Source organism: Jannaschia faecimaris (genome assembly GCF_900107415.1).
Classification (GTDB): domain Bacteria; phylum Pseudomonadota; class Alphaproteobacteria; order Rhodobacterales; family Rhodobacteraceae; genus Jannaschia; species Jannaschia faecimaris.
Window position 1 is genome coordinate 165,832 of record NZ_FNPX01000006.1, and the last position, 19,076, is coordinate 184,907.

At 62.5% G+C, this 19,076-nt stretch carries 22 protein-coding genes, 1 tRNA gene and 1 pseudogene; 11 read left to right on the forward strand and 13 right to left on the reverse strand.

Annotated elements, in window-relative coordinates:
* Nucleotides 1-58 precede the first annotated feature (58 nt).
* From BLV27_RS09305 to BLV27_RS09320, 4 genes are all read left to right on the forward strand, one after another.
* A complete protein-coding gene (locus tag BLV27_RS09305; protein ID WP_092645205.1) occupies nucleotides 59-712 on the forward strand; it encodes an ABC transporter ATP-binding protein in 654 nt (217 codons plus the stop codon).
* Nucleotides 705-2,234, forward strand: coding sequence for a KpsE/RkpR family capsule polysaccharide export protein (locus tag BLV27_RS09310; protein WP_244504603.1), 1,530 nt, complete (start codon nucleotides 705-707; stop codon nucleotides 2,232-2,234). Before BLV27_RS09305 ends, BLV27_RS09310 begins: the two co-directional genes overlap by 8 nt.
* 93 nt (nucleotides 2,235-2,327) lie before the next feature.
* Nucleotides 2,328-3,671 carry a mechanosensitive ion channel domain-containing protein gene (locus BLV27_RS09315; protein WP_092645206.1) on the forward strand — a complete coding sequence of 448 codons (1,344 nt, stop codon included), beginning with the start codon at nucleotides 2,328-2,330 and terminating at the stop codon, nucleotides 3,669-3,671.
* Nucleotides 3,668-4,447: a heme-dependent oxidative N-demethylase family protein gene (locus tag BLV27_RS09320; RefSeq protein ID WP_092645207.1), complete on the forward strand. Its 780-nt coding sequence runs from the start codon at nucleotides 3,668-3,670 to the stop codon at nucleotides 4,445-4,447. The genes BLV27_RS09315 and BLV27_RS09320 overlap by 4 nt, the downstream gene beginning before the upstream one ends.
* A gap of 3 nt (nucleotides 4,448-4,450) precedes the next feature.
* Here the strand turns inward: BLV27_RS09320 and BLV27_RS09325 are convergent, their stop codons facing one another.
* From BLV27_RS09325 to BLV27_RS09360, 8 genes are all read right to left on the reverse strand, one after another.
* Entirely contained in the window at nucleotides 4,451-5,521 is a 1,071-nt protein-coding gene (locus BLV27_RS09325; protein ID WP_092645208.1) for a 2'-deoxycytidine 5'-triphosphate deaminase, read from the reverse strand.
* 58 nt (nucleotides 5,522-5,579) lie between these two features.
* A tRNA-Pro gene (locus BLV27_RS09330) sits at nucleotides 5,580-5,656 on the reverse strand.
* A 61-nt stretch (nucleotides 5,657-5,717) separates the two neighbouring features.
* On the reverse strand, nucleotides 5,718-6,536 hold the full coding sequence (locus BLV27_RS09335; protein WP_092645209.1) for a MerR family transcriptional regulator: 819 nt from the start codon (nucleotides 6,534-6,536) through the stop codon (nucleotides 5,718-5,720).
* Between the two features lie 3 nt (nucleotides 6,537-6,539).
* Nucleotides 6,540-6,851 (reverse strand): integration host factor subunit alpha, encoded by a 312-nt coding sequence (ihfA, locus tag BLV27_RS09340; RefSeq protein ID WP_092645210.1) that lies wholly within the window; start codon nucleotides 6,849-6,851, stop codon nucleotides 6,540-6,542.
* Between the two features lie 169 nt (nucleotides 6,852-7,020).
* Nucleotides 7,021-7,992 carry a beta-ketoacyl-ACP synthase III gene (locus BLV27_RS09345; protein ID WP_092645211.1) on the reverse strand — a complete coding sequence of 324 codons (972 nt, stop codon included), beginning with the start codon at nucleotides 7,990-7,992 and terminating at the stop codon, nucleotides 7,021-7,023.
* Nucleotides 7,989-9,071: a phosphate acyltransferase PlsX gene (plsX, locus tag BLV27_RS09350; RefSeq protein WP_092645212.1), complete on the reverse strand. Its 1,083-nt coding sequence runs from the start codon at nucleotides 9,069-9,071 to the stop codon at nucleotides 7,989-7,991. The genes BLV27_RS09345 and plsX overlap by 4 nt, the downstream gene beginning before the upstream one ends.
* A 34-nt stretch (nucleotides 9,072-9,105) precedes the next feature.
* Nucleotides 9,106-9,309 (reverse strand): 50S ribosomal protein L32, encoded by a 204-nt coding sequence (gene rpmF, locus BLV27_RS09355; RefSeq protein ID WP_092645213.1) that lies wholly within the window; start codon nucleotides 9,307-9,309, stop codon nucleotides 9,106-9,108.
* Nucleotides 9,310-9,628: 319 nt separating this feature from the next.
* Nucleotides 9,629-10,168 carry a YceD family protein gene (locus BLV27_RS09360; protein ID WP_092645214.1) on the reverse strand — a complete coding sequence of 180 codons (540 nt, stop codon included), beginning with the start codon at nucleotides 10,166-10,168 and terminating at the stop codon, nucleotides 9,629-9,631.
* Between the two features lie 119 nt (nucleotides 10,169-10,287).
* On the opposite strand from BLV27_RS09360, the gene BLV27_RS09365 reads away from it, so the two are divergent.
* The 4 genes and pseudogenes from BLV27_RS09365 to BLV27_RS19700 all read left to right on the forward strand — a co-directional run bounded on the left by BLV27_RS09365 (nucleotide 10,288) and on the right by BLV27_RS19700 (nucleotide 11,224).
* On the forward strand, nucleotides 10,288-10,740 hold the full coding sequence (locus BLV27_RS09365) for an outer membrane protein assembly factor BamE (RefSeq protein WP_244504604.1): 453 nt from the start codon (nucleotides 10,288-10,290) through the stop codon (nucleotides 10,738-10,740).
* Nucleotides 10,733-10,912: a cupin domain-containing protein gene (locus tag BLV27_RS19690; RefSeq protein WP_244504605.1), complete on the forward strand. Its 180-nt coding sequence runs from the start codon at nucleotides 10,733-10,735 to the stop codon at nucleotides 10,910-10,912. Before BLV27_RS09365 ends, BLV27_RS19690 begins: the two co-directional genes overlap by 8 nt.
* 48 nt (nucleotides 10,913-10,960) lie before the next feature.
* Nucleotides 10,961-11,077 (forward strand): annotated as a pseudogene (locus BLV27_RS20035) (cupin domain-containing protein); the annotation flags it as partial.
* Nucleotides 11,078-11,086: 9 nt separating this feature from the next.
* The gene (locus tag BLV27_RS19700) at nucleotides 11,087-11,224 is read left to right on the forward strand and encodes a hypothetical protein (protein ID WP_244504606.1); all 138 of its coding nucleotides are present in this window, start codon (nucleotides 11,087-11,089) and stop codon (nucleotides 11,222-11,224) included.
* On the opposite strand, the gene msrB is transcribed toward BLV27_RS19700, so the two are convergent.
* Nucleotides 11,221-11,622 carry a peptide-methionine (R)-S-oxide reductase MsrB gene (gene msrB / locus BLV27_RS09375; protein ID WP_092645215.1) on the reverse strand — a complete coding sequence of 134 codons (402 nt, stop codon included), beginning with the start codon at nucleotides 11,620-11,622 and terminating at the stop codon, nucleotides 11,221-11,223. The two genes, BLV27_RS19700 and msrB, sit on opposite strands and share 4 nt — an antisense overlap.
* Before the next feature lie 91 nt (nucleotides 11,623-11,713).
* Here msrB and BLV27_RS09380 point away from each other — a divergent pair, with 91 nt between their 5' ends.
* Both BLV27_RS09380 and BLV27_RS09385 read left to right on the forward strand, forming a co-directional pair.
* Nucleotides 11,714-12,385, forward strand: a complete 672-nt coding sequence (locus tag BLV27_RS09380; protein ID WP_092645216.1) for a GNAT family N-acetyltransferase — start codon at nucleotides 11,714-11,716, stop codon at nucleotides 12,383-12,385.
* A gap of 35 nt (nucleotides 12,386-12,420) precedes the next feature.
* Nucleotides 12,421-14,241, forward strand: coding sequence for an ABC-F family ATP-binding cassette domain-containing protein (locus tag BLV27_RS09385; RefSeq protein ID WP_092645217.1), 1,821 nt, complete (start codon nucleotides 12,421-12,423; stop codon nucleotides 14,239-14,241).
* Here the strand turns inward: BLV27_RS09385 and BLV27_RS09390 are convergent.
* Nucleotides 14,238-14,948 (reverse strand): DUF1194 domain-containing protein, encoded by a 711-nt coding sequence (locus BLV27_RS09390; RefSeq protein ID WP_092645218.1) that lies wholly within the window; start codon nucleotides 14,946-14,948, stop codon nucleotides 14,238-14,240. The genes BLV27_RS09385 and BLV27_RS09390 overlap by 4 nt on opposite strands.
* A gap of 39 nt (nucleotides 14,949-14,987) precedes the next feature.
* Complete coding sequence (locus BLV27_RS09395; RefSeq protein WP_139176583.1) at nucleotides 14,988-15,668, reverse strand: hypothetical protein; 681 nt, start codon at nucleotides 15,666-15,668, stop codon at nucleotides 14,988-14,990.
* A 145-nt stretch (nucleotides 15,669-15,813) separates the two neighbouring features.
* On the opposite strand from BLV27_RS09395, the gene BLV27_RS09400 reads away from it, so the two are divergent.
* Complete coding sequence (locus BLV27_RS09400) at nucleotides 15,814-16,209, forward strand: c-type cytochrome (RefSeq protein WP_092645220.1); 396 nt, start codon at nucleotides 15,814-15,816, stop codon at nucleotides 16,207-16,209.
* Between the two features lie 89 nt (nucleotides 16,210-16,298).
* Here BLV27_RS09400 and BLV27_RS19030 read toward each other — a convergent pair whose 3' ends face one another.
* A complete protein-coding gene (locus BLV27_RS19030) occupies nucleotides 16,299-17,090 on the reverse strand; it encodes a hypothetical protein (RefSeq protein WP_139176584.1) in 792 nt (263 codons plus the stop codon).
* Entirely contained in the window at nucleotides 17,083-19,041 is a 1,959-nt protein-coding gene (gene parE, locus BLV27_RS09405) for a DNA topoisomerase IV subunit B (RefSeq protein ID WP_092645221.1), read from the reverse strand. The genes BLV27_RS19030 and parE overlap by 8 nt, the downstream gene beginning before the upstream one ends.
* Nucleotides 19,042-19,076: the final 35 nt, after the last annotated feature.

Consider the following 19,076-nt stretch of genomic DNA (forward strand, 5'->3'; position numbering starts at 1 on the left):
TAGACGCCTTTAAGTTTGAGGCATGGTTTGTGTAATGATTCGGAGGTCAGTAGTTCAGGTGATCGAATTCGAGAACGTCTCCAAGTCCTTTTGGACAGGTAAACAGCGAAAGGTAATCCTTGATCGCGCGTCCTTCCGTGTTGAAAAGGGCCGATCATTGGGAATTCTTGCGCCGAACGGCACCGGCAAGACCACGATAATCAACATGATGGCCGGTTTGGAGAAGCCTGACGAAGGCGAGATACGCCGGACCAGCCGCGTCTCGTTCCCCTTGGGATTCATGGGCGGCGTCATTCCCAAGAATACTGCCACCGAAAATTCCCGTTATATCGCCACGCTTTATGGTCTCGACCCCGACTACGTGGAGGCTTTCTGCCGCTACCTTTGCGGGATCGAAGAATATTTTGACATGCCCGTCGGCACCTACTCCGCCGGGATGAAGGCGCGGTTCGGTTTCTCGCTGATGCTGGCGCTGGAATTCGATATTTACCTGATCGATGAAGGGATGCCTTCGACCACGGATGCCGAATTCAATCGCAAGGCAGGGTCCTTGTTGCGCGACCGTCTGCAGGAAGCGACCGTCGTGATCGTGAGTCATCAACCCAAGGTCTTGGAGCGGTTTGCCAGTTCCGCCGCCGTGCTGCGCGACGGTCGCTTCTATGAATTCGACACGCTCGAAGAGGCGCGGAGGCTTTACGAATACGATGCCTAAGGCCGTCAAATTCCGCACCCAGCCCGACGCCGGTTTCAATCGTCCGGGCGTGAATGTTCCCACCTCCGGCCTGCCGTCTGCCGGTGAGGCGACAATTGATGCGCCAGCCAACGACGCTGTCTCCGCTCCGCAGAGTGCTGGGTCTCCACCCACGGGGCGGCAACTGCGCATGGCACGCCGGATCGCGCAGAAGCACGGATTGAAGGTCAAGACGGATCAGGAAGCGGTACAGGCGCTGCGCGACCGCGGCATCGATCCATTCGAGCGGTCGAACATGTTGCAGTTGGTCTCGGCCGAGGATGAAGCCGCTGCGGTCCCCGCGGTTGCCCGCCCCGCGCCGCCCAAGCCTGTCATGATTGACGAAGATCACCGCGCCAGCGAGATCATGAAGATCCAGCGAGACATCGCCAAGCGCCGCCGCCGGCGTCTTGCCCTGCTGCTGACGCGGCTGACGTTTTTCGTTGGCTTGCCCACGCTGATCGCGGCCATCTATTACTACGCGATCGCGACGCCGATGTACGCGACAAAATCCGAATTCATCATTCAGCAAGCCGACGCCGCCTCCGCAGGGGCGACAGGCTTGGGCGGCCTTTTTTCTGGCACGGGCCTCGCGACCCAACAGGATTCGATCTCGGTTCAATCTTACCTTCTGTCGCGTGATGCCCTGAACCGGCTGGACGCAGACCTGGGGTTCACGGCCCATTTTGCGCGCGAAAACATCGACGCCCTACAGCGCCTTGATGCGGATGCGTCTCGTGATGACGCCTACAGGCTGTATAAGCGGATGGTCGAAATCGGCTACGATCCGACTGAAGGCGTGATCAAGATGGAGGTTGTCGCCGCCGACCCGGAGGTTTCCGCAAGTTTCAGCGGGGCTCTGATCGGATATGCCGAGGAGCAGGTTGACCAACTGACTGCGCGTCTGCGCGAGGATCAGATGGACGGCGCGATGGAGAGTTTCGCAGCCGCCGAAAAACGCATGCTGGAGGCACAATCGCGTAGCGTCGATTTGAAGGAGCGGGTCGGCGTGGGGTCTGCCCTTGCCGAGGAATCGCTTATCTACAGCCAGATCGGGGCTATTGAGACGGAAATCCGTTCGGAACGCGCGCGTCTGGAGCAGTTACTCTCCAACCCCCGCCCACAGCAGACCCGTGTGCAGGTTTCGCAGTCGAACATCGAAAGATTGGAGCAGGAGCTTTCTGGGCTGCGCGCCAGCTTGACGGGTACGGAGGCTGGCGACAGCAACCTCGCTCGCGCGACGGCCGAACTCGAAGTCGCCCAGCAGGAGCTGGTCACGCGTCAGCTGCTGCTGCAACAGGCCGCGCAGCAATTGGAGTTGGCCCGGATCGAAGCGAACCGGCAGGTCCGCTACTTGTCTACTCCGGTGCCGCCGATCGCGCCCGATGAAGCGACCTATCCCCGCAGTTTCGAGAACACCCTGCTCGCCTTCCTGATCTTCGCGGGTATCTACCTGATGGTTTCCCTGACCGCCGCAATCCTCAAGGAGCAGGTTTCGGGCTAGGGTGTGGCAAGTGGAAGATCATTTCCGCGCGTTCGGGCACCCGCAGGACGGTGGTCACTTGATCCCTGGGGCAACAGAAACAAAAGTGTGCGGATGACACGTGCATTTCTTTTCGCTCTGGCCCTGCTCGCATCACCGGCGCTGGCGCAGGATGCCGCGCAGCCGTCGGGCCCGATTTCCACCCTTCAGGACAGCCGCGGCGACGCCGCAATCGACGCGCGGATCGAGGGGATCATCGGGGCGCTGGACGGATACGCCGATGTCGACGTCGATGTGCGTGAAGGAATTGTGACATTCAGCGGCGAGGTCTTGAATGCCGAGGCAATTCCACGGCTGGAGGAGTTGGCCGCGCGCGTCGATGGCGTCGTCGCGATCGAGAACGACGTGACCGAAAACACGGATGTTGTCCGCAGGCTGGATCCGGTGGCCGACCGTTTTGCGGCCCGGAGTGTTCAGTTCCTGAACTATCTGCCTTTGCTCACGATTGCAGTGGTCGTCGGACTTCTGGTGGTTTTCCTTGGCGTGCTTTTGGCCCGGTGGGAGTGGCCGTGGCGACGCCTGGCCCCCAACGATTTTATCGCTGAAATCTATCGTACGGTATTGCGCTTGGCGTTCGCGGTCGCAGGCGTTGTCGTGGCGCTTGATATTCTCAATGCGACCGCGTTGCTGACAGGCCTGCTGGGGGCCGCGGGCATCGTTGGCCTGGCCGTCGGTTTTGCGGTGCGGGATTCGGTCGAGAACTTTATTGCGTCGATCATGCTGTCCCTGCGCCAACCGTTCCGGCCCAATGATTTTGTCGATATCGAGGGCTCAACCGGGTCCGTAATTCGCCTGACCAGTCGCGCGACAATCCTGCTTGATCCTGACGGAAACCACGTGCGGTTGCCCAACAGCTTCGTCTTCATGGCCAAGATTATCAACTATACGCGCAACGCACAACGACGGTTCGGCTTTGTCCTAGGCATTGATCCTGCCGCCGACCTGTCGGAGGCCAAGCGCATTGGGCTCGAGGCTCTGAGTGGGTTGGATTTTGTGCTGACCGAACCGGTCCCCCAAGTCTGGATTCAGGACGCGGGTGACAGCACCGTGTCTGTTGAATTTTATGGTTGGCTAGATCAGCGAGATACGAATTTCGCGGTGGCACGGGGCGAAGCAATCAGGTTTGTCATGGCCACTCTGACGCAGACCGGGATTGGCATGCCAGAACCCGGCTATCGGTTGAAGGTGGAGGGCGGAGGAGTTTCAGCGGCTGATCTGCCGGATGACGCCGGGCGGCAACAAAGCGTTGCGACAACCAAACCGGACGCGCCGGTCGTGCCACCCGTGCTGGAAGCCGAGGCCGTCGCGGCGGACCGCACGATTGAGCGCATGGTCGAGGATGAGCGGCGCATTGAAAACGAAGCTGACCTGCTGAGTTCGGCAGCCCCCCGCGAATGACCGGGCCGGGGCAGGGCAGGCCGATCTTGCAGGCGACCCTGCCGTACACGCCGTGGGATGATCCGGCGCTGAGCCGTATGCCCGGGATGAGGCCGGTCAAAGGTGCCTGGCCCGTGGTCGATGATGCCTACGCTGCGCAGATGGCCGAGCGCGCGCGTTTGATGCGGGAGTATCGTGCGGCGATCTGGGCCGAAGTGCCGGGGGCCGAAGAGGCTTTGGCGGAACTGCTGGCGACGGTTTTGGCGGGACTTCCGCAGGCTTTCTGCCGCGATGGGGATAGCGTGACCTGTCCCGACGGGCGTGTCGTTTCGGTCTCGGGGCATCCGTTCGAAGTGATCAACCAGATGCTTCAGGAAGACGTCATGCTGCTCGACCGCCCATCGACCGCAACGGAGCATGTTCTGATTGCCGGCCTGCTCTGCTTTCCGGCGTATTGGACACTGGCCGAGAAAATCGGTCGTCCCTTGACCCGCATCCATGAGCCGGTGCCCGGTTACGATGGTGATGTTGCTCTGCGGGTTCAGCGCCTGTTTGATCGGGTCCCGGCAGGGCGCGCGATGTGGCGGGCCAACATATTGCCGCACACGGAGGCTATATTGCACCGGCCGAGGCCCACAGCGCGGCACGGTACGACGACAGCCCGCTACATTCGGTCCGAGCGGCAGACTGTCCTGCGCCTGCCGCAAACAGGTGCAGTGATGTTTGCGGTCCACACGTATCTTGTGCCGATCAATTGCCTGACGCCCGCGCAACGTAGGAATTGCCCGATCGGCTAAGCGTCAGGGGGCCGCGAAATGCTTGGACAGCTTCAGGCCCTGGCCCTGGTAATTGGATGCCATGTCCTGACCGTAGAGGTGAAGGGGCACTTCTGACATCGTCTCGTAAACCAGTCGTCCTACGATCTGCCCGTCTTCAAGCACGAACGGAGCCTCGTGACAGCGCACCTCAAGCACGCCACGCGCGGGGACTCCATGGCCGAAACCGGGATCGAAAAAGCCCGCGTAATGCACTCTGAATTCGCCGACCATGGCCAGATAGGGTGCCATCTCCGCGGCGTGCGTCGGCGGGATCGTCACGGCTTCCCGACTGACAAGGATATAGAATGCGCCGGGATCGAGAATAATGCTGCGCCGGTCGGTGCGGATCGCCTCCCAGAAGTCGTCGGGGGTGTAGTGACCCAGCTTGTCGAGATCGATGACACCTGTGTGCGGCTTGGCGCGCCAGCCGACAAGGTTGCCGCCCCCCGGTGTCAGATCGACACTGAACCCAAGTCCGTCATCGATCTTGGGGACGCCGTCGACCAACGGCGTCTCGGAGTGGAGCTTGCGCAGCGCGGCATCCGAAAGCACCGCCTCGCCCGCGCGAAACCGGATCTGATTGAGGCGCATGCCGGCGCGCACCAGAACCGAGAAGCTGCGCGGGCAGATTTCTGCGTAAAGCGGGCCGTCGTAGCCCGGCGGAATGCGGTCGAACTCGGTGCCGCCGTCCGTCACCGTGCGCGTCAGAAGATCGAGCCGACCGGTGGAAGATTTGGCATTAGCCACCGCTGATATGCCCTCGGGCAAGGCAAGCGACTCCTGTAATGGTACCAGGTAGACGCAGCCCTTTTCCAGGACGGCCCCGTTCGACAGGTCCACCCGGTGCATTTCGAAGTCGGGAAGGCGGTCGGATAGTTTACGCCCCGCGCCCGGCAGGAAGGACGCACGCACCCGGTAGGCAACATCGCCCAATCGCAAATCGAGGCTTGCCGGCTGGACCTGGCCGTCAACGAAGTGAGGTGCCTTGATGCCACCGGATTGGGCCATAAGATGAATCTGCTGGCTGGCGAGAACGCCCGTCGGATAGGTCATACAGCCCCCCTGAATGCGCGAAACGCCCCGCCCCGATCGGGGCGAGGCGTTTCGAAGTTGGTCGGGCTAGCAGGACTCGAACCTGCGACCTTCCGTCCCCCAGACGGACGCGCTACCAGGCTGCGCCATAGCCCGACTTGGCAGTCTTCATACGGCTTCTGCCGATGGGCGCAAGCCGAAAGAGGCGGGTTCTTTGTCAGCGCTGGTCGCCCTTGGCGATCTCTTCCTCGACCTCTGCGATCAGGCCGCGCAGCTTGCGGACGATCCGGCGCAGGCGGCGCTTTTCCAGCGGGTCCAAAACGAGACCAAGGGCGTCCGAGGTGATCGCAGGCGACAGGGCCGCGGTCGAGTCGGCGAAAGGCGCGGGTTCAGGCGGTGCCGGTGTGGCCCCCGGATGCCCCTCGGGCCCCCGCTCGTTCGTTCGCAACTTGACAGGATCAGAGTCCGGCGCTGTTTCAATTGCGATCTCGGGGTCCGGCTGGGGCGGCGTGTCGCGCTCACCGAGTGGCTCCTCATCCGGCTGCGACGGTGAATCGGTATCGACAGGCTGCGGCGGTTCAGTGTCACCTGCCGGCGCGTCGGGTTGCGTCGGTTCATTCGGCTCGGAAGGGGTGTCCACGGATGGGGCAGGACGTTCCGGCCTGCGATCGAAGGCCACGACTTTTCCATTGTCCGGCTCATCATCCGGGCGGATTACGCGGCGCGGGCGCTTTGGTTGTGCCTCGACCGAGTCAAGGTCGGGGGACAGGACCATGACGGCCTCTACGCCCTCATCATCGATCTTTTGGCTTACACCCCGAATCGTGAGGCCCTGGTCGTGCAACATCACTTTGATACCGCCCAACAGTTTCATGTCTTCGGGGCGGTAGTACCGACGTCCGCCAGACCCCTTGACCGGGGCAATTTGGCCGAACTTGGACTCCCAGAACCGCAGAACGTGCGTGGGCACGACCAACCAATCCGCGACTTCGCGTATGGTGCGGAATGCGCCGTCGGATTTTTCCGAGCCGGCCAATGGTCAGCCTTTCTTGGCGGCGTTTCCAGCGGCGACGCGATCTTTCATCAGGTGCGACGGGCGGAATGTCAGGACGCGGCGCGGCGGGATAGGAGCTTCCTCGCCGGTCTTGGGGTTCCGGCCCACACGGGCCGATTTGTCACGGGTGGAGAACGTTCCGAAGCCCGAGACCTTGACCTGCTCTCCCTTGACCAGCGCGTCCGACACATGCTGCAGAACCTGACCCACGAGGCCGGCGCTTTCATTTCGGCTTAGCCCAACATTTCGAAAAACAGCCTCGCTCAAGTCCATGCGTGTCAGTGTTTTGTCTGTCATAGCTCAATCCCGTCCTTGTTGGGTGGTACCGGCGCAGGTGCCAAGATATTTGGGGGACGATGGAAAACAAGTCAATGACAAGCACTTGCAGCGCAAAGTTAATGCGATGTTTTGCCGATCGCGGGAAACGTGGAAAGGTTGTTTCCCATCCGAGGCTTAGGTCCGGACATCACCAGCGGAGCAGCACGGCACCCCAGGCAAGGCCCCCGCCGATCGCCTCGGTTACCACCAGTTCGCCCCGGTTCAGCTGTCCACTTGACTGGGCGACCGACATGGCGAGGGGAATCGATGCGGCGGATGTATTGCCATGATCCTGCACGGTCACCACGACCTTTTCCATCGGCAGGGCCAGCTTGCGCGCGGTTCCGGTGATGATGCGGACATTCGCCTGATGCGGCACCACGCGGTCGATGTCTGCGGCGGTCACGCCGGCCTGGTCCATGACGGCAACGGTCGAGGTCGCCAGCTTTTCGACCGCGTGCCGAAAGACTTCCTTGCCCGCCATCATCAGGTGCCCGGTCGTTTGCGAAGACGATACGCCGCCCGACACCTGCAGGATATCACGGAAACGGCCGTCGGACTGCAGGTCAGTTGCCAGAATGCCGCGGTCGAAGTTGGTGCCATCGCCCTCGGCCGCTTCAAGGATAAGCGCCCCCGCGCCATCCCCGAATAGTACGCAAGTGCCCCGGTCTTCCCAATTCATGATACGGCTGAAGGTCTCTGCACCGATGACCAGCACGCGCTTTGCCTGACCGGAAACGATCATCGCGTTGGCATTGGACAGCGCGTAAATGAACCCCGCGCATACGGCCTGTACGTCGAATGCAAACCCGCGGGTCATGCCCAGGCCGGCCTGTACGATCGTCGCGGTCGCCGGAAAGGTCAGGTCGGGGGTCGATGTCGCCAGCACGATCGCGTCGATATCGTCGGGCCGTAATCCGGCGTCGTTCAGCGCGGCCTGTGCCGCGCGGATCGCCAGGTCGGATGTGGTCTGCCCCTCGGCCGCGAAATGCCGCCGCTCAATCCCCGAGCGGGAACGGATCCACTCGTCGGACGTCTCCAGAAACGTGGTGAACCAATCGTTTTCGACCACGCGTTCGGGCAGATAATGCCCGACGCCACGTACCTGTGCACGGATCATGGGGACTCCTCCAGGCTGGCCGTGGCGGCGGCGACGCGGGCGCGCAGGCGCTCGCTGAAACCGGATTCGGACAGGTCCCAGGCTAACTGGATCGCTGCGGCAACGCCGGTTTCATCCGCCGATCCATGAGATTTAACGACTGTACCGTTCAGACCAAGGAACACGCCGCCATTTACATGTCGCGGATCGATTCGCGTTGATAGGCGTTTCAGGGAGCTCATGGCCAGAAGGGCGGCGATTTTCGACATTGCAGTGGCCCGAAATGCCTCGCCCAGCATGTCGCGAACGAAGCGGGCGGTGCCTTCGCCGGTCTTGAGTGCCACGTTTCCGGTGAACCCGTCGGTAACGATGACATCGACGCGGTCGCCCGGGATGTCACCGCCTTCGACGAAGCCGACGAAATCGAACCCATTGTCGACGGCCACGACCTCGATCTTGTCATGGGCTTCCTTCAGCTCGGTCCGGCCCTTATTCTCTTCGGTGCCAACGTTGAGAAGGCCGACTCGGGGTCGGTCGAGGCCCAGGCCATTGCGGGCGTATGACATGCCCATCAGCGCATATTGCACAAGGTCGTCGGCGTCGGCGCGGATGTCAGCCCCGACATCGAGCATCACATTGAAACCCGACGGGTTGCGCGACGGCCAAAGGATCGCGATGGCGGGCCGGTTCACGCCCGGCAACTTGCGCAGGCGGATCATGCTTACGGCCATCAGGGCACCGGTGTTGCCGCAGCTCACACAGACCGTCGCCTCGCCGGATTTTACGGCCTCTACGGCGGACCACATCGACGTGTCCTTGCCTGTGCGGAGGACTTGGCTCGGCTTGTCCGTCATGGCGACGACGTCCGCCGCGTGGCGTACGGTGCAATGGTCGGACAGGCCACGCCGTTTGGCGATAAGCGAGTCGAGCACAGCCTTGTCGCCGTGGACGATAAATCGGATCGCGGGAATGGACTTGACCGAACGCGCCAATCCGGCGACCACGGCTTCGGGGCCTAGGTCGCCGCCCATTGCGTCGATGGAAAGCACGCCAGCGGCGTCCTTGGACGGGGTGGGGGCCACGTCGGTCTCATCCGACATCAAGGGCCCCCTTCCTGTTCGCGATCATCGCTGATTAGGCGACGTCGTCATCCAGATCGACGGCCGCAGCCGCGACGACTTCGCGGTCAGCATAGTGACCGCATGCACCGCAAACGTGGTGCGGGCGCTTAAGCTCGCCGCAGTTGGGGCATTCGGCCGGATTGCCGGGCACAAGGAAATCGTGCGAGCGGCGATTGTTGCGGCGCGACGTGGTGATCTTGTTCTGGGGAACAGCCATGGCTCAACCTCGGTCTTTCTCGGATGGGCGGCGCGCGCCCTCGTATCACATTGAATCTCGTGGTGCGGTCCCTAGTGGCATTCGCAGTTCGGGTCCAGCGGTTTCCCGATCCACCTAGACCGGAGCGCGCGTCATACCGTGATTCAGGAAAGATGCAAGGGCAGGCGGCGGCTGCATGTCTGAATTGCTGCACTTTGTCGGCTGGTTTCCCCGTCCGTGAGCTGTGTCGCGACCCAACAATCGCTCCAAGCCCGCCGCGCGACCATGCTCTTGTCCAAGCCGCGCCCGGCTGTGGCCAGATTATACCACGCGCGGCGTGCTACTCGCCGCCTTCCAACTTCGCTTTCAGAGCGGCCAGTCCAGCAAACGGTTTAACCGCGTCGTCCGTCAACGGTTCTGCCCCTTCAGGCGCTGCGGTCAGGTCCAGATCCTCGGCCCCTGCAGAGCGGGGGAACTCGGGGATGGCCAGCGCCAGAGCCTCCTCCAACACTTCGCCCAAGTCCAGGATGGCGGGAAGCGGCTCAAGCGTGTCGTCGTCCATCTCAACTTCTTCCCCCTCGGGGGTGGTGAGGTCGGGGGTGTAGCGGCGGGTGACCGATTCCTCAATGCGTGTGGTAACGGGGTCGGTCGTGACCCGACATGGCTGAATAACCGTCGCGCCAAGCTTGCCCGTCAAGGTCCAGTCGCGACCGGGTCCAGGCGTCAGGTCAATTTCGAAGCGCACTTTGCGGAAAAAATCGACCGAAAGGCGGTCGGCCAGATCCTCCAATTGCCCCTCGTCGGGCACCAGGCGGACATGCGTCGGCTTGCGCTGCGGCAGATCGGAGAAGCGAACGGGGTTTGAGAGGATGGGTTTCATTGGACGGGACCGTTGTCTACAGCAAGGAAGCCGCCCTTGATGCACCGGGCGGGGACGGGTAAGCCATAGTCGGTACAGGCCTTCCGGGCAACGGGGGCAAGCGGTTGAGGGGACGGACGATGGCAACGATCATGAAGGGGCTTGTGGCGGCCTTGCTCGTCGTGGGGCTATCGGCTTGCTCGGCCACCTACCGCAATCACGGCTACATTCCCGACGACGCCGACTTACAATCGCTTATCGTGGGCGTCGACACCCGCGACACGGTGGAAACCACGATTGGCCGCCCTGCAACCAACGGGGTCGAGCGGGATGATGCCTGGTACTACGTACAGAGCCGTGTGCAACATTACGCCTACCGCGAGCCCAAATTCGAGGAACGCGAACTGGTCGCCGTCAGCTTTGCGGCAGATGGTACGATCGACAACATCGAACGTTTCGGATTGGAGCGAGGCCAGGTGATCACCCTGTCACGCCGGGTCACGGAAACATCGATTCGGGATTTTGGCCTCATACAACAGATCATCCGCAACTTCGGTCGCGTGAATATCGGCGACTCGTTCGCTGATGGCTGATGCGCCGTATCTTCTGCGGGCTGCTGATATCGCGGCGATGCAGGGGCTTGCGAAGACGCATTTCCTGAACCCACGCGCCCGGCGGATAAACAAATCATTGGGCGATGCGACTGGCCTGACCGGACTGGGCATCCATTTGATCGAGGTGGCACCCGGCGACCTGTCCTCCTAACATCACCTGCACCACCACGAGGACGAGGCCGTTTAGGTCCTCCAAGGGCAGGGCACCGCCTATGTCAGCGAGGAAGCGCTAGCGATCGGTCCGGGCGATTTTCTGGGCTACCGCGCGGGCGGTGCGGCGCATTCAATCGAGAACACGGGGCAAGAGCCGCTTCGGATGCTTGTCATGGGCCAGCGGCTGGCCCACGACGTCGGTGATTACACTCGTCTGGGAAAACGGATCCTTCGCAACGAGGGTCTGGCTTGGGGGCTGGTTGAGATCGACGCCATCGAAACGGTCTCGGGGGCTGGACAGAAGGCCTAGTCTTCCGGTTCAAACTCCAGCGCGACGCCGTTGATGCAATAACGCAGTCCAGTTGGCTGCGGCCCATCGGGAAATACGTGACCAAGATGTCCGTCGCAGCGCGCGCAATGCACCTCGGTTCGTTTCATGAACCAACTGTTGTCTACGCTTTCGCCCACGGTTTCGGACTGGACGCCGTCCACTGGTTGCCAGAACGAGGGCCAGCCGGTGCCGCTTTCGAATTTGTGGGCCTGGTCGAACAGCGGCGCGCCGCAGCCCTTGCAACGATAAGTACCCGCGTCCTTGGGGAAATCGTCATGCGTTCCTGCACGTTCGGTGCCGTGCCCGCGCAGAACCTTGAAGGCCTCCGGGCCCAACTGCTCTTTCCAATCGGCGTCTGACTTGATGACCTTGTCCATCGCTTTCCCTTTCCGTGGACACCGCGAAGGGGCGATGCGAGACTTCATCTAGGCCCGCGACCCCCGCGCGCCAAGGGTGCCGGAGGGCGCGATGAATTTGACCGCAGGACGTTGGCGCGCCCGGCTGCTTCCGCTTGCAATGGCCGGGGCCGCGTTCGATTTGCGCGCGCGGACCTTCCGGGGCGGTCGGGACGACGTCGACCGGTTCGATGCCCATGCGCGGCACCTGCTTATCGAGGATGGCACTCTTCCGGTCGCCTGTGCTCGGCTGACGGTACAGGACGCGGCGGGAATGGCGGCGGGTTATACCGCGCAGCATTACGACCTGACGGCATTCGCGGCCTGCTTTCCCCGCGCGTTGGAGGTGGGGCGTATCTGTTTGGCCCCTGGCAGCCGCGATGCCGAAGCGGGACGGCTTTTGCTGGCCATGCTGGCGCGCGTGGTGATGGCCGAGGATGTCGCGGTTCTTTATGGCTGCTCCTCCTTCCCGTCCTGCGGGACCGGAATGGCGAGGCTGGCACGGCACAAGGCACCGGAAACCTGGGGACCAGGACCGAAGGCCGCGAATCGAACGCCCCTGCCGATGATTTCAGGCCCGTTGCCGCCGCTGCTGCGCTCCTATCTTTCGCTGGGTGCCGCGGTGTCGGACCACGCGGTCGTGGACGATGATCTGAATACGCTTCATGTGTTCACCGCCTTGCCCATTGCCGCGATTCCACCTGCCCGAGCCCGTCTTCTAACGGGGCTTCTCGACGCAGCCTGATTGACCCCGGCGGCGCGGCCACATAACTGCGCGGCATGGCACGCGCACCCCTTCTTCAGCTCACCGGCATTTCGCTTACCTTCGGGGGCGATCCGATCTTTTCCGACCTTGATCTCGTGGTTCAGGAGGGCGACCGCGTCGCCCTCGTGGGGCGCAACGGTTCGGGTAAATCGACCTTGATGGAGGTCATGGCCGGCCTGGTCGAGGCCGACAGCGGCAGCCGCACGCTCTCGCCGGGTACGTCCGTCGGCTACATGGAGCAGGAGCCGGACATTTCCGGCTTTGCGACGTTGGGCGATTATGCCGCATCCGGGCTGGACCCGTCCGAGGCGTGGCGTGTGGAGGCAGTTGCCGAGGGGCTGAAACTGCGTCTGGATGCGTCGCCCGACGCTGCATCAGGCGGGGAGCGTCGCCGCGCGGCGCTGGCCAAGCTGCTGGCCGAAGCGCCCGAGTTGATGCTGCTGGACGAGCCGACGAACCATCTTGATATCGAGGCCATCGCATGGCTGGAGGCCGAACTGAATTCGACGCGCACGGCCTACGTCCTCATTTCCCACGACCGGGCCTTTCTGCGTGCCCTGACACGCGCGACGCTTTGGATCGACCGTGGCGTCGCACGCCGTCAGGAGCAGGGGTTCGAACATTTCGAGGCCTGGCGCGACAAGACCTGGGAGGAAGAGGACCAACAGCGCCACAAGCTGGATCGCAAGATCAAGGCCGAGGCACGCTGGGCGGTCGAGGGAATTTCTGCCCGTCGCAAGCGCAACCAGGGCCGCGTGCGCGCACTGGCCGACCTGCGGGCCGAACGCTCCGCCCAGATCCGCCGCGCCGGGACTGCCGCGCTGGAACTGGATGCCGGCCAGTCGTCGGGCAAGAAGGTGATCGAGGCCACGGGGATCGCGAAATCCTTCGGGGAGCGTGTGATCCTGAAACCTTTCGATCTGCGCGTGCTGCGCGGTGACCGGGTGGCCTTCGTCGGACCCAACGGAGTGGGCAAGACGACAGTGCTGAAGATGTTGCTGGGCGAGATCGAGCCCGATGAAGGAACAGTCAAGTTGGGCACCAACCTGGAGGTCGCCGTCTTCGATCAGGCGCGTGCCAAACTGGACCCCGAGGCAACGCTTTGGGACTCGCTGACCCTTGATCCGCTTCTGGGCGTCTCGGGCGCTTCGGACCAGGTGATGGTGCGGGGGACGCCCAAGCACGTGGCCGGCTACCTCAAGGATTTCCTTTTCCACGACAAGCAGTTCAAGGCCCCGGTCAAGTCGTTGTCGGGCGGCGAAAAGGCCCGGCTCCTGCTGGCGCGGATCATGGCGCTGCCGTCGAACTTGCTGGTGCTGGACGAACCGACGAACGATCTCGACATCGAGACGCTGGACCTGTTGCAGGATGTGCTGGGCGAATACGACGGCACGGTCCTCCTGGTCAGCCATGACCGTGATTTCCTTGACCGGATCGCCACGCAGACGATCGCGATGGAAGGCCAGGGCCGGGCGCAGGCCTATCCCGGCGGCTGGTCCGACATGGTGGAGCAGCGTGGCGGCATCATTGAAAATGTAACCGTGAAATCGAAAACCAAGGGCGGCACGGCAAAGGTTGTCGACGCCACCGAGGCAGCCCCCAAGGGCGAGGCGCTGTCCTACACCGAGCGCCATCGGCTCGACGCGCTCCCTGCTGAAATCGAACGGCTGGAAGCGGAAATCGGCAAGCTGGAAGAATTGATGGCCGACCCGGAGTTGTTCACCAAGGAGCCGGTGAAATTCCAGAAGGCGACAGATGCCCTGCTTGCCCGTCACGCCAAGAAGGACGCCGCCGAGGCGGAATGGCTGGCGTTGGAGGAAAAGGCTGCGGGCTAGTCCTCCGGGGTTTCCAACCCGGCCACGATCCGACGGGTCGGCACGCCGGATATCTCAAGGATCAGCTTTCGTTTCACCGCTTCCGCGAAGACATCGCGCGTGGCGGCCTCCACCACGAAGGCACCAAGTCCGCCGATGACGCGGTCGGCGTAGGCCTGTGCTAAGCCGTCGCGTCCGTCCATGATCGACCGCTCCGACAGGATCGCGAGGGCGTTGATGGTTATGCCCCGGCTAACCACCTCGTCGCGTCCATCCTCGATCGCGGGGCCGTAGCTGTTGCCAGTGCTGTCGCCCGAAAAATCGATCACCCGCCGCCAGCCGTCGATCCGGTTCGTCTCGATCATGTCAGCGGCGAACAGCAGGGCGGAACCGATGGCATTGCGCCCGGTCGCACGGCGGGGTGGGCCGTCAAGCGCGGCGGCGAATGCCTGCGCATCTTCCGGCGTCGCAATCTGCATCCACGGGACGACGACCGACTGGTTCGTCGCCCATTCCACGTAAGTCACCGCGATGGAGCCATAGGCCGTGTTCATGATCGCCGCGACGACGGCGGGGTCGGTCATCGCCGCAGCGTAGCTTTCGCGTTGGAACATCAGCTCCGATTGCGTGATGGAACCGGAACTGTCGGCCAGCAGGACAAGTTCCAGGTCGGTGTCCTGGGCATGGGCGGGGGCCGCAAGGGCCAATAGCAGGGCAGACAATCTCATGGGTTACAGGGTAGAGCCGGTTGACGTCACGGAAAGTCCTCAGTTGCAGATGTTCGGCAAATCGTCTTCGTGCGGCACCCAGACGGGGCGGGCAAAGGCCTCGGGCTCGGCGACGGGCATGACCTCGCGCAGGAGCTGTTTGAGCCGGTCGGTGCGCGCGCCGTTGGGGTCCAGCGAGGCACAACAGAGGTACTCCTCCACCAGAGAAGCCTGCACCTCGTATCCGTGGCTGAGGAACGGGGCGCTGGTGTTCGCGTCGAACAAGTATGGGTCGTCCATCGCAACCTGCTCCCCGAAGGCGCGCGCGGGGTGGTAGCCGGTCAGGTCGCGGTTCTGCCACTGCCACACGTGGGTGAGTTCGTGGACGAGGAACATCGCGGCGGGCAGGTCCAACCGCTGATCAGGGCCAAAAGGCGCGGCGTAGTCGGGCAGGTGGGCAGGGGTGCTGACGAACAGCCTGTTGAACAGGACGATACCCGCGGTCGGCGCGGTGATCCGCCCGGTCATCGGGGGGACGATCCGTTCCCGACAGGTGGTGCGGGGGCGGGCGTCGAACGTAATGGGGAAAAGACCGACGCCGGGCGCGCGGGTGATGCGCGCGGCTGCGGTGTCGAGCGTCGGCCCGTGGAGCGGAGCCACGAGCGCCATTTCCGCCGGGGTGAGGGGGCGGGTGCAGGCGGCCACAGAGGTTAGTGCAAGAAGGACGAGAGCGAGGCGCATGTCTGCGACGCTACGCGAGGGCAGCGGCGACGCAAGGCCTGCTTGACGTGGTGAGCCACCGCTCGGCGGTGATGTGCTTGATCAGGGTCAAAGCGCGCGCGGGACGGGGCGGTCAGGATGGGGGCAACCTGAAAGGAAACTTCCCGTGCGCCTTGCCCTGCTTGCCCTCTGCCTTGCCCAGCCCGTCGCCGCTCAGGATGCGGAGCTTGTTGACCTGGGGTTGGGGCTCTTCCTTGACTATTGCGCGACCTGTCACGGGACGGAGGCGCGGGGTGACGGCCCGATGCAGGAAGTGCTGGCCGTGGAAGTGCCCGACCTGACCCAGTTGGCGGCGCGGGCGGGCGGCTTTCCACATTACGAGGTAGTGACCAAGATCGACGGCCGCCGTCCGGTCATGAGTCACGGGGATGTCATGCCCGTCTGGGGCCGGGTGTTCGAAGGCACCGACTCGGCCTTCGTGCGCACCGACGCGGGCCAGCCCATCGTGACATCGGTGCCGATTGCCGCGTTGGTGGCGTGGTTGGAGGGGGTGCAGGAGTAGGGGGCGTTCGGGAGGACGCTCGGGGGGAGCGTTTCAGGCGCAAACAGGAGGGGGTTGGGTGGTGGTTAGGCGCGTGACGCGCAGTAGCCCTAAGGCTTCCAGACCGGCAAATCATCTTCCAGCATTTTTTCAATTAGTGGACGAAGTTTTTGGAGCGATATAAAATGAAACTTCGACCGAGAGGCTTCTGTCACGAGGCCGGCAAAGAAAGCCTGCAGTCCGTTGGGCGTTTCTTTGAGGCCGAAAACCGGGCCACCGCTGAAACCATTAGGATCATAGTCTAAAGGGCTAACTGGCTCAAATGATAGCCGACCTGAAATGCTTGGCATTGATTCCGTTCCCAGAACGGCGTTCGGTCCTGCCGCGTAACCTTCGTTTTCATAGTCAATCGCGTTTCGATGTCCCGGATACCCAATGGCTACGACTGCCAATGGTTCTGGAGTGTGCGGTTGAGCGTAATCGTTTCTCAAATCAAACCATCCATGGCTTGAAAGGCTGCCAGTGGAAACAGGATCAGTAAACTCGCAAAGTACGGCGTCCAATTCATCGACTGAATGCTCGTTAGCCGGGAAAACCGCTCGCATTGCTGTACAGAAAGAGCGATTCTCTTCGTTTATTACGGAAATCATGGCATAATTGAAATTTGCCTTATGAATTTGGTGACAAGTGAGGAGACCGAAGTAACGATCTCGCAACTTCAGTTTAGTGAGGGTTCCCCCCAGGCTAAAGTTGTTCAGTTCAAAGCCCGCTGTATGATAGAGTGCCGGTTCGGCAAAGGGCCTTAACGATTGAGTCACTGAATTAGCTGGGACAATTACGTTGCCAATTAATACAGATGTATTTAATTTCGAGTCTAATAAGGTCTCGATGCCCTCAAACATCCAACTCCCCCGCGAACTTCGCATTCTCCGAGATATACTGAAACCGCATCTCCGGCTTCTTCCCCATCAACCGCTCGACCAAATCCCCGGTTTCGCCCGGAAAGTCCTCGTCCACGGTGACGCGGATCAGCTTGCGGGACTTCGGGTCCATTGTGGTCTCCTTCAAATCCTTGGCGTCCATCTCGCCCAGACCCTTGAAGCGGCTGACGTCGATCTTGCCCTTGCCGCCCAGGCCCTTGGCCAGCCACATGTCCCGCTCCACCTCGTCGATGCAATAGACGCGCTTGGCCCCCTGGGTCAGGCGGAACAGCGGCGGGCAGGCGAGGTACAGGTGGCCTGCGTCGATCATGGGCCGCATCTGGCTGAAGAAGAACGTCATCAAGAGCGCCGCAATATGGGCTCCGTCGACGTCGGCGTCGGTCATGATGATGACCTTGTCATACCGCAGGTCGTCGATGTTGAACTTGGTGCCGATCGCCACGCCAAGCGCCTGTGACAGGTCGGAGATTTCGGCGTTCGACGTGAGCTTGCCCGATGCCGCGCCCAGCACGTTCAGGATCTTGCCGCGCAGGGGCAGCAGGGCCTGCGTTTTGCGGTCACGCGCCATCTTGGCCGACCCGCCGGCCGAGTCACCCTCGACGATGAACAACTCCGTGCCCTGCTTGGAGGTGGCCGAGCAATCGACCAGCTTGCCGGGCAGACGCAGCTTTTTGGTGGCGGATTTGCGGGCGGTCTCTTTTTCCTGCCGCCGCTTGAGCCGTTCCTCCGCGCGCAGGACGAGGAAGTCGAGGATCGCGCCCGCGGCCTTGGTGTCACCGGCCAGCCAATTGTCGAATCGGTCGCGTACGGCCCCTTCGGTCATCTTGGCCGCGGCCTCGGTCGAGAGGCGGTCCTTGGTCTGGCCAACAAAGGAAGGCTCCGCGATGAAGCAGGAGACCAGCGCGCAGCCGCCCGAAATCAGGTCTTCGCGCGTGATCTGCGCGGCCTTCTTGTTGTTGGCGAGTTCGCCGTAAGCCTTGATCCCCTTGAGGATAGCCGCCCAGAACCCGGCAACATGCGTGCCCCCTTCGGGCGTGGGCACCGTGTTACAATAGGATTGGATGAAGCCGTCGCGTGCAGGCGTCCAGTTGATCGCCCATTCGACCTTGCCCGGCTCTCCGAATTTCTCCCGGAAATCGACGGTGCCGGCGAAGGCCGTGTCGGCGTAAGTCGAAGATGTTCCAAGTGTTTCAGTAAGATAGTCGGAAAGACCACCCGGGAAGTGGAATGTCGCGGTGGTCGGTGTTTCGCCGTCGTCGATTTCCGATTTCCAGCGGATTTCGACGCCCGAGAAGAGATACGCCTTGGAGCGAATCGATTTGAACAAGCGGGCCGGTTTCAGGCGGTGGGCCCCGAAAATCTGTTCGTCCGCGTGGAAAGTGACGGTGGTGCCGCGCCGGTTGGGGGCTGCGCCGATCTTTTCCACGGGCCCAAGGGGGATGCCGCGGGAGAAGCGCTGTTCCCACAGTTCGCGGTCGCGCGCGACCTGCACCACCATCGAATCGGACAGCGCATTCACGACGGACGCGCCCACACCGTGCAGGCCGCCAGACGTTTGGTACGCCTTGCCCGAGAACTTGCCGCCGGCGTGCAGCGTGCACAGGATGACTTCCAGCGCGGACTTGTCGGGAAACTTGGGGTGCGGGTCGATCGGGATGCCGCGTCCGTTGTCGCGCACGGTAAGCGAGCCGTCGGCGTGAAGTTCCACCTCGATCCGGTTGGCATGGCCCGCGACCGCCTCGTCCATGGAGTTGTCGAGAACCTCGGCCACCATGTGATGCAGGGCCCGTTCGTCCGTGCCGCCGATGTACATGCCGGGACGTTTGCGAACCGGTTCAAGGCCTTCCAGTACCTCGATAGACGATGCGTCGTAGGTTTCCGGCTGCTCGGCCTTGAGGAGGTCGTCGGGCATGTTGCTGCTCTATCTTGTGTGCTCAGCCACAGGAT

Excerpts from the sequence above, each read along its gene's own strand:
- ihfA (WP_092645210.1), bottom strand. The coding sequence starts at position 6,851 with ATGACAGACAAAACACTGACACGCATGGACTTGAGCGAGGCTGTTTTT.
- BLV27_RS19690 (WP_244504605.1), top strand. The coding sequence starts at position 10,733 with ATGGCTGATGCGCCGTATCTTCTGCGGGCTGCTGATATCGCGGCGATG.
- BLV27_RS19700 (WP_244504606.1), top strand. The coding sequence starts at position 11,087 with ATGGGCCAGCGGCTGGCCCACGACGTCGGTGATTACACTCGTCTGGGA.
- BLV27_RS09365 (WP_244504604.1), top strand. The coding sequence starts at position 10,288 with ATGGCAACGATCATGAAGGGGCTTGTGGCGGCCTTGCTCGTCGTGGGG.
- BLV27_RS09315 (WP_092645206.1), top strand. The coding sequence starts at position 2,328 with ATGACACGTGCATTTCTTTTCGCTCTGGCCCTGCTCGCATCACCGGCG.
- BLV27_RS09385 (WP_092645217.1), top strand. The coding sequence starts at position 12,421 with ATGGCACGCGCACCCCTTCTTCAGCTCACCGGCATTTCGCTTACCTTC.
- BLV27_RS09390 (WP_092645218.1), bottom strand. The coding sequence starts at position 14,948 with ATGAGATTGTCTGCCCTGCTATTGGCCCTTGCGGCCCCCGCCCATGCC.
- BLV27_RS09380 (WP_092645216.1), top strand. The coding sequence starts at position 11,714 with ATGAATTTGACCGCAGGACGTTGGCGCGCCCGGCTGCTTCCGCTTGCA.
- BLV27_RS09345 (WP_092645211.1), bottom strand. The coding sequence starts at position 7,992 with ATGATCCGTGCACAGGTACGTGGCGTCGGGCATTATCTGCCCGAACGC.
- BLV27_RS09325 (WP_092645208.1), bottom strand. The coding sequence starts at position 5,521 with ATGACCTATCCGACGGGCGTTCTCGCCAGCCAGCAGATTCATCTTATG.
- BLV27_RS19030 (WP_139176584.1), bottom strand. The coding sequence starts at position 17,090 with ATGTTTGAGGGCATCGAGACCTTATTAGACTCGAAATTAAATACATCT.
- BLV27_RS09395 (WP_139176583.1), bottom strand. The coding sequence starts at position 15,668 with ATGCGCCTCGCTCTCGTCCTTCTTGCACTAACCTCTGTGGCCGCCTGC.
- plsX (WP_092645212.1), bottom strand. The coding sequence starts at position 9,071 with ATGTCGGATGAGACCGACGTGGCCCCCACCCCGTCCAAGGACGCCGCT.
- msrB (WP_092645215.1), bottom strand. The coding sequence starts at position 11,622 with ATGGACAAGGTCATCAAGTCAGACGCCGATTGGAAAGAGCAGTTGGGC.
- BLV27_RS09320 (WP_092645207.1), top strand. The coding sequence starts at position 3,668 with ATGACCGGGCCGGGGCAGGGCAGGCCGATCTTGCAGGCGACCCTGCCG.
- BLV27_RS09360 (WP_092645214.1), bottom strand. The coding sequence starts at position 10,168 with ATGAAACCCATCCTCTCAAACCCCGTTCGCTTCTCCGATCTGCCGCAG.
- BLV27_RS09310 (WP_244504603.1), top strand. The coding sequence starts at position 705 with ATGCCTAAGGCCGTCAAATTCCGCACCCAGCCCGACGCCGGTTTCAAT.
- rpmF (WP_092645213.1), bottom strand. The coding sequence starts at position 9,309 with ATGGCTGTTCCCCAGAACAAGATCACCACGTCGCGCCGCAACAATCGC.
- parE (WP_092645221.1), bottom strand. The coding sequence starts at position 19,041 with ATGCCCGACGACCTCCTCAAGGCCGAGCAGCCGGAAACCTACGACGCA.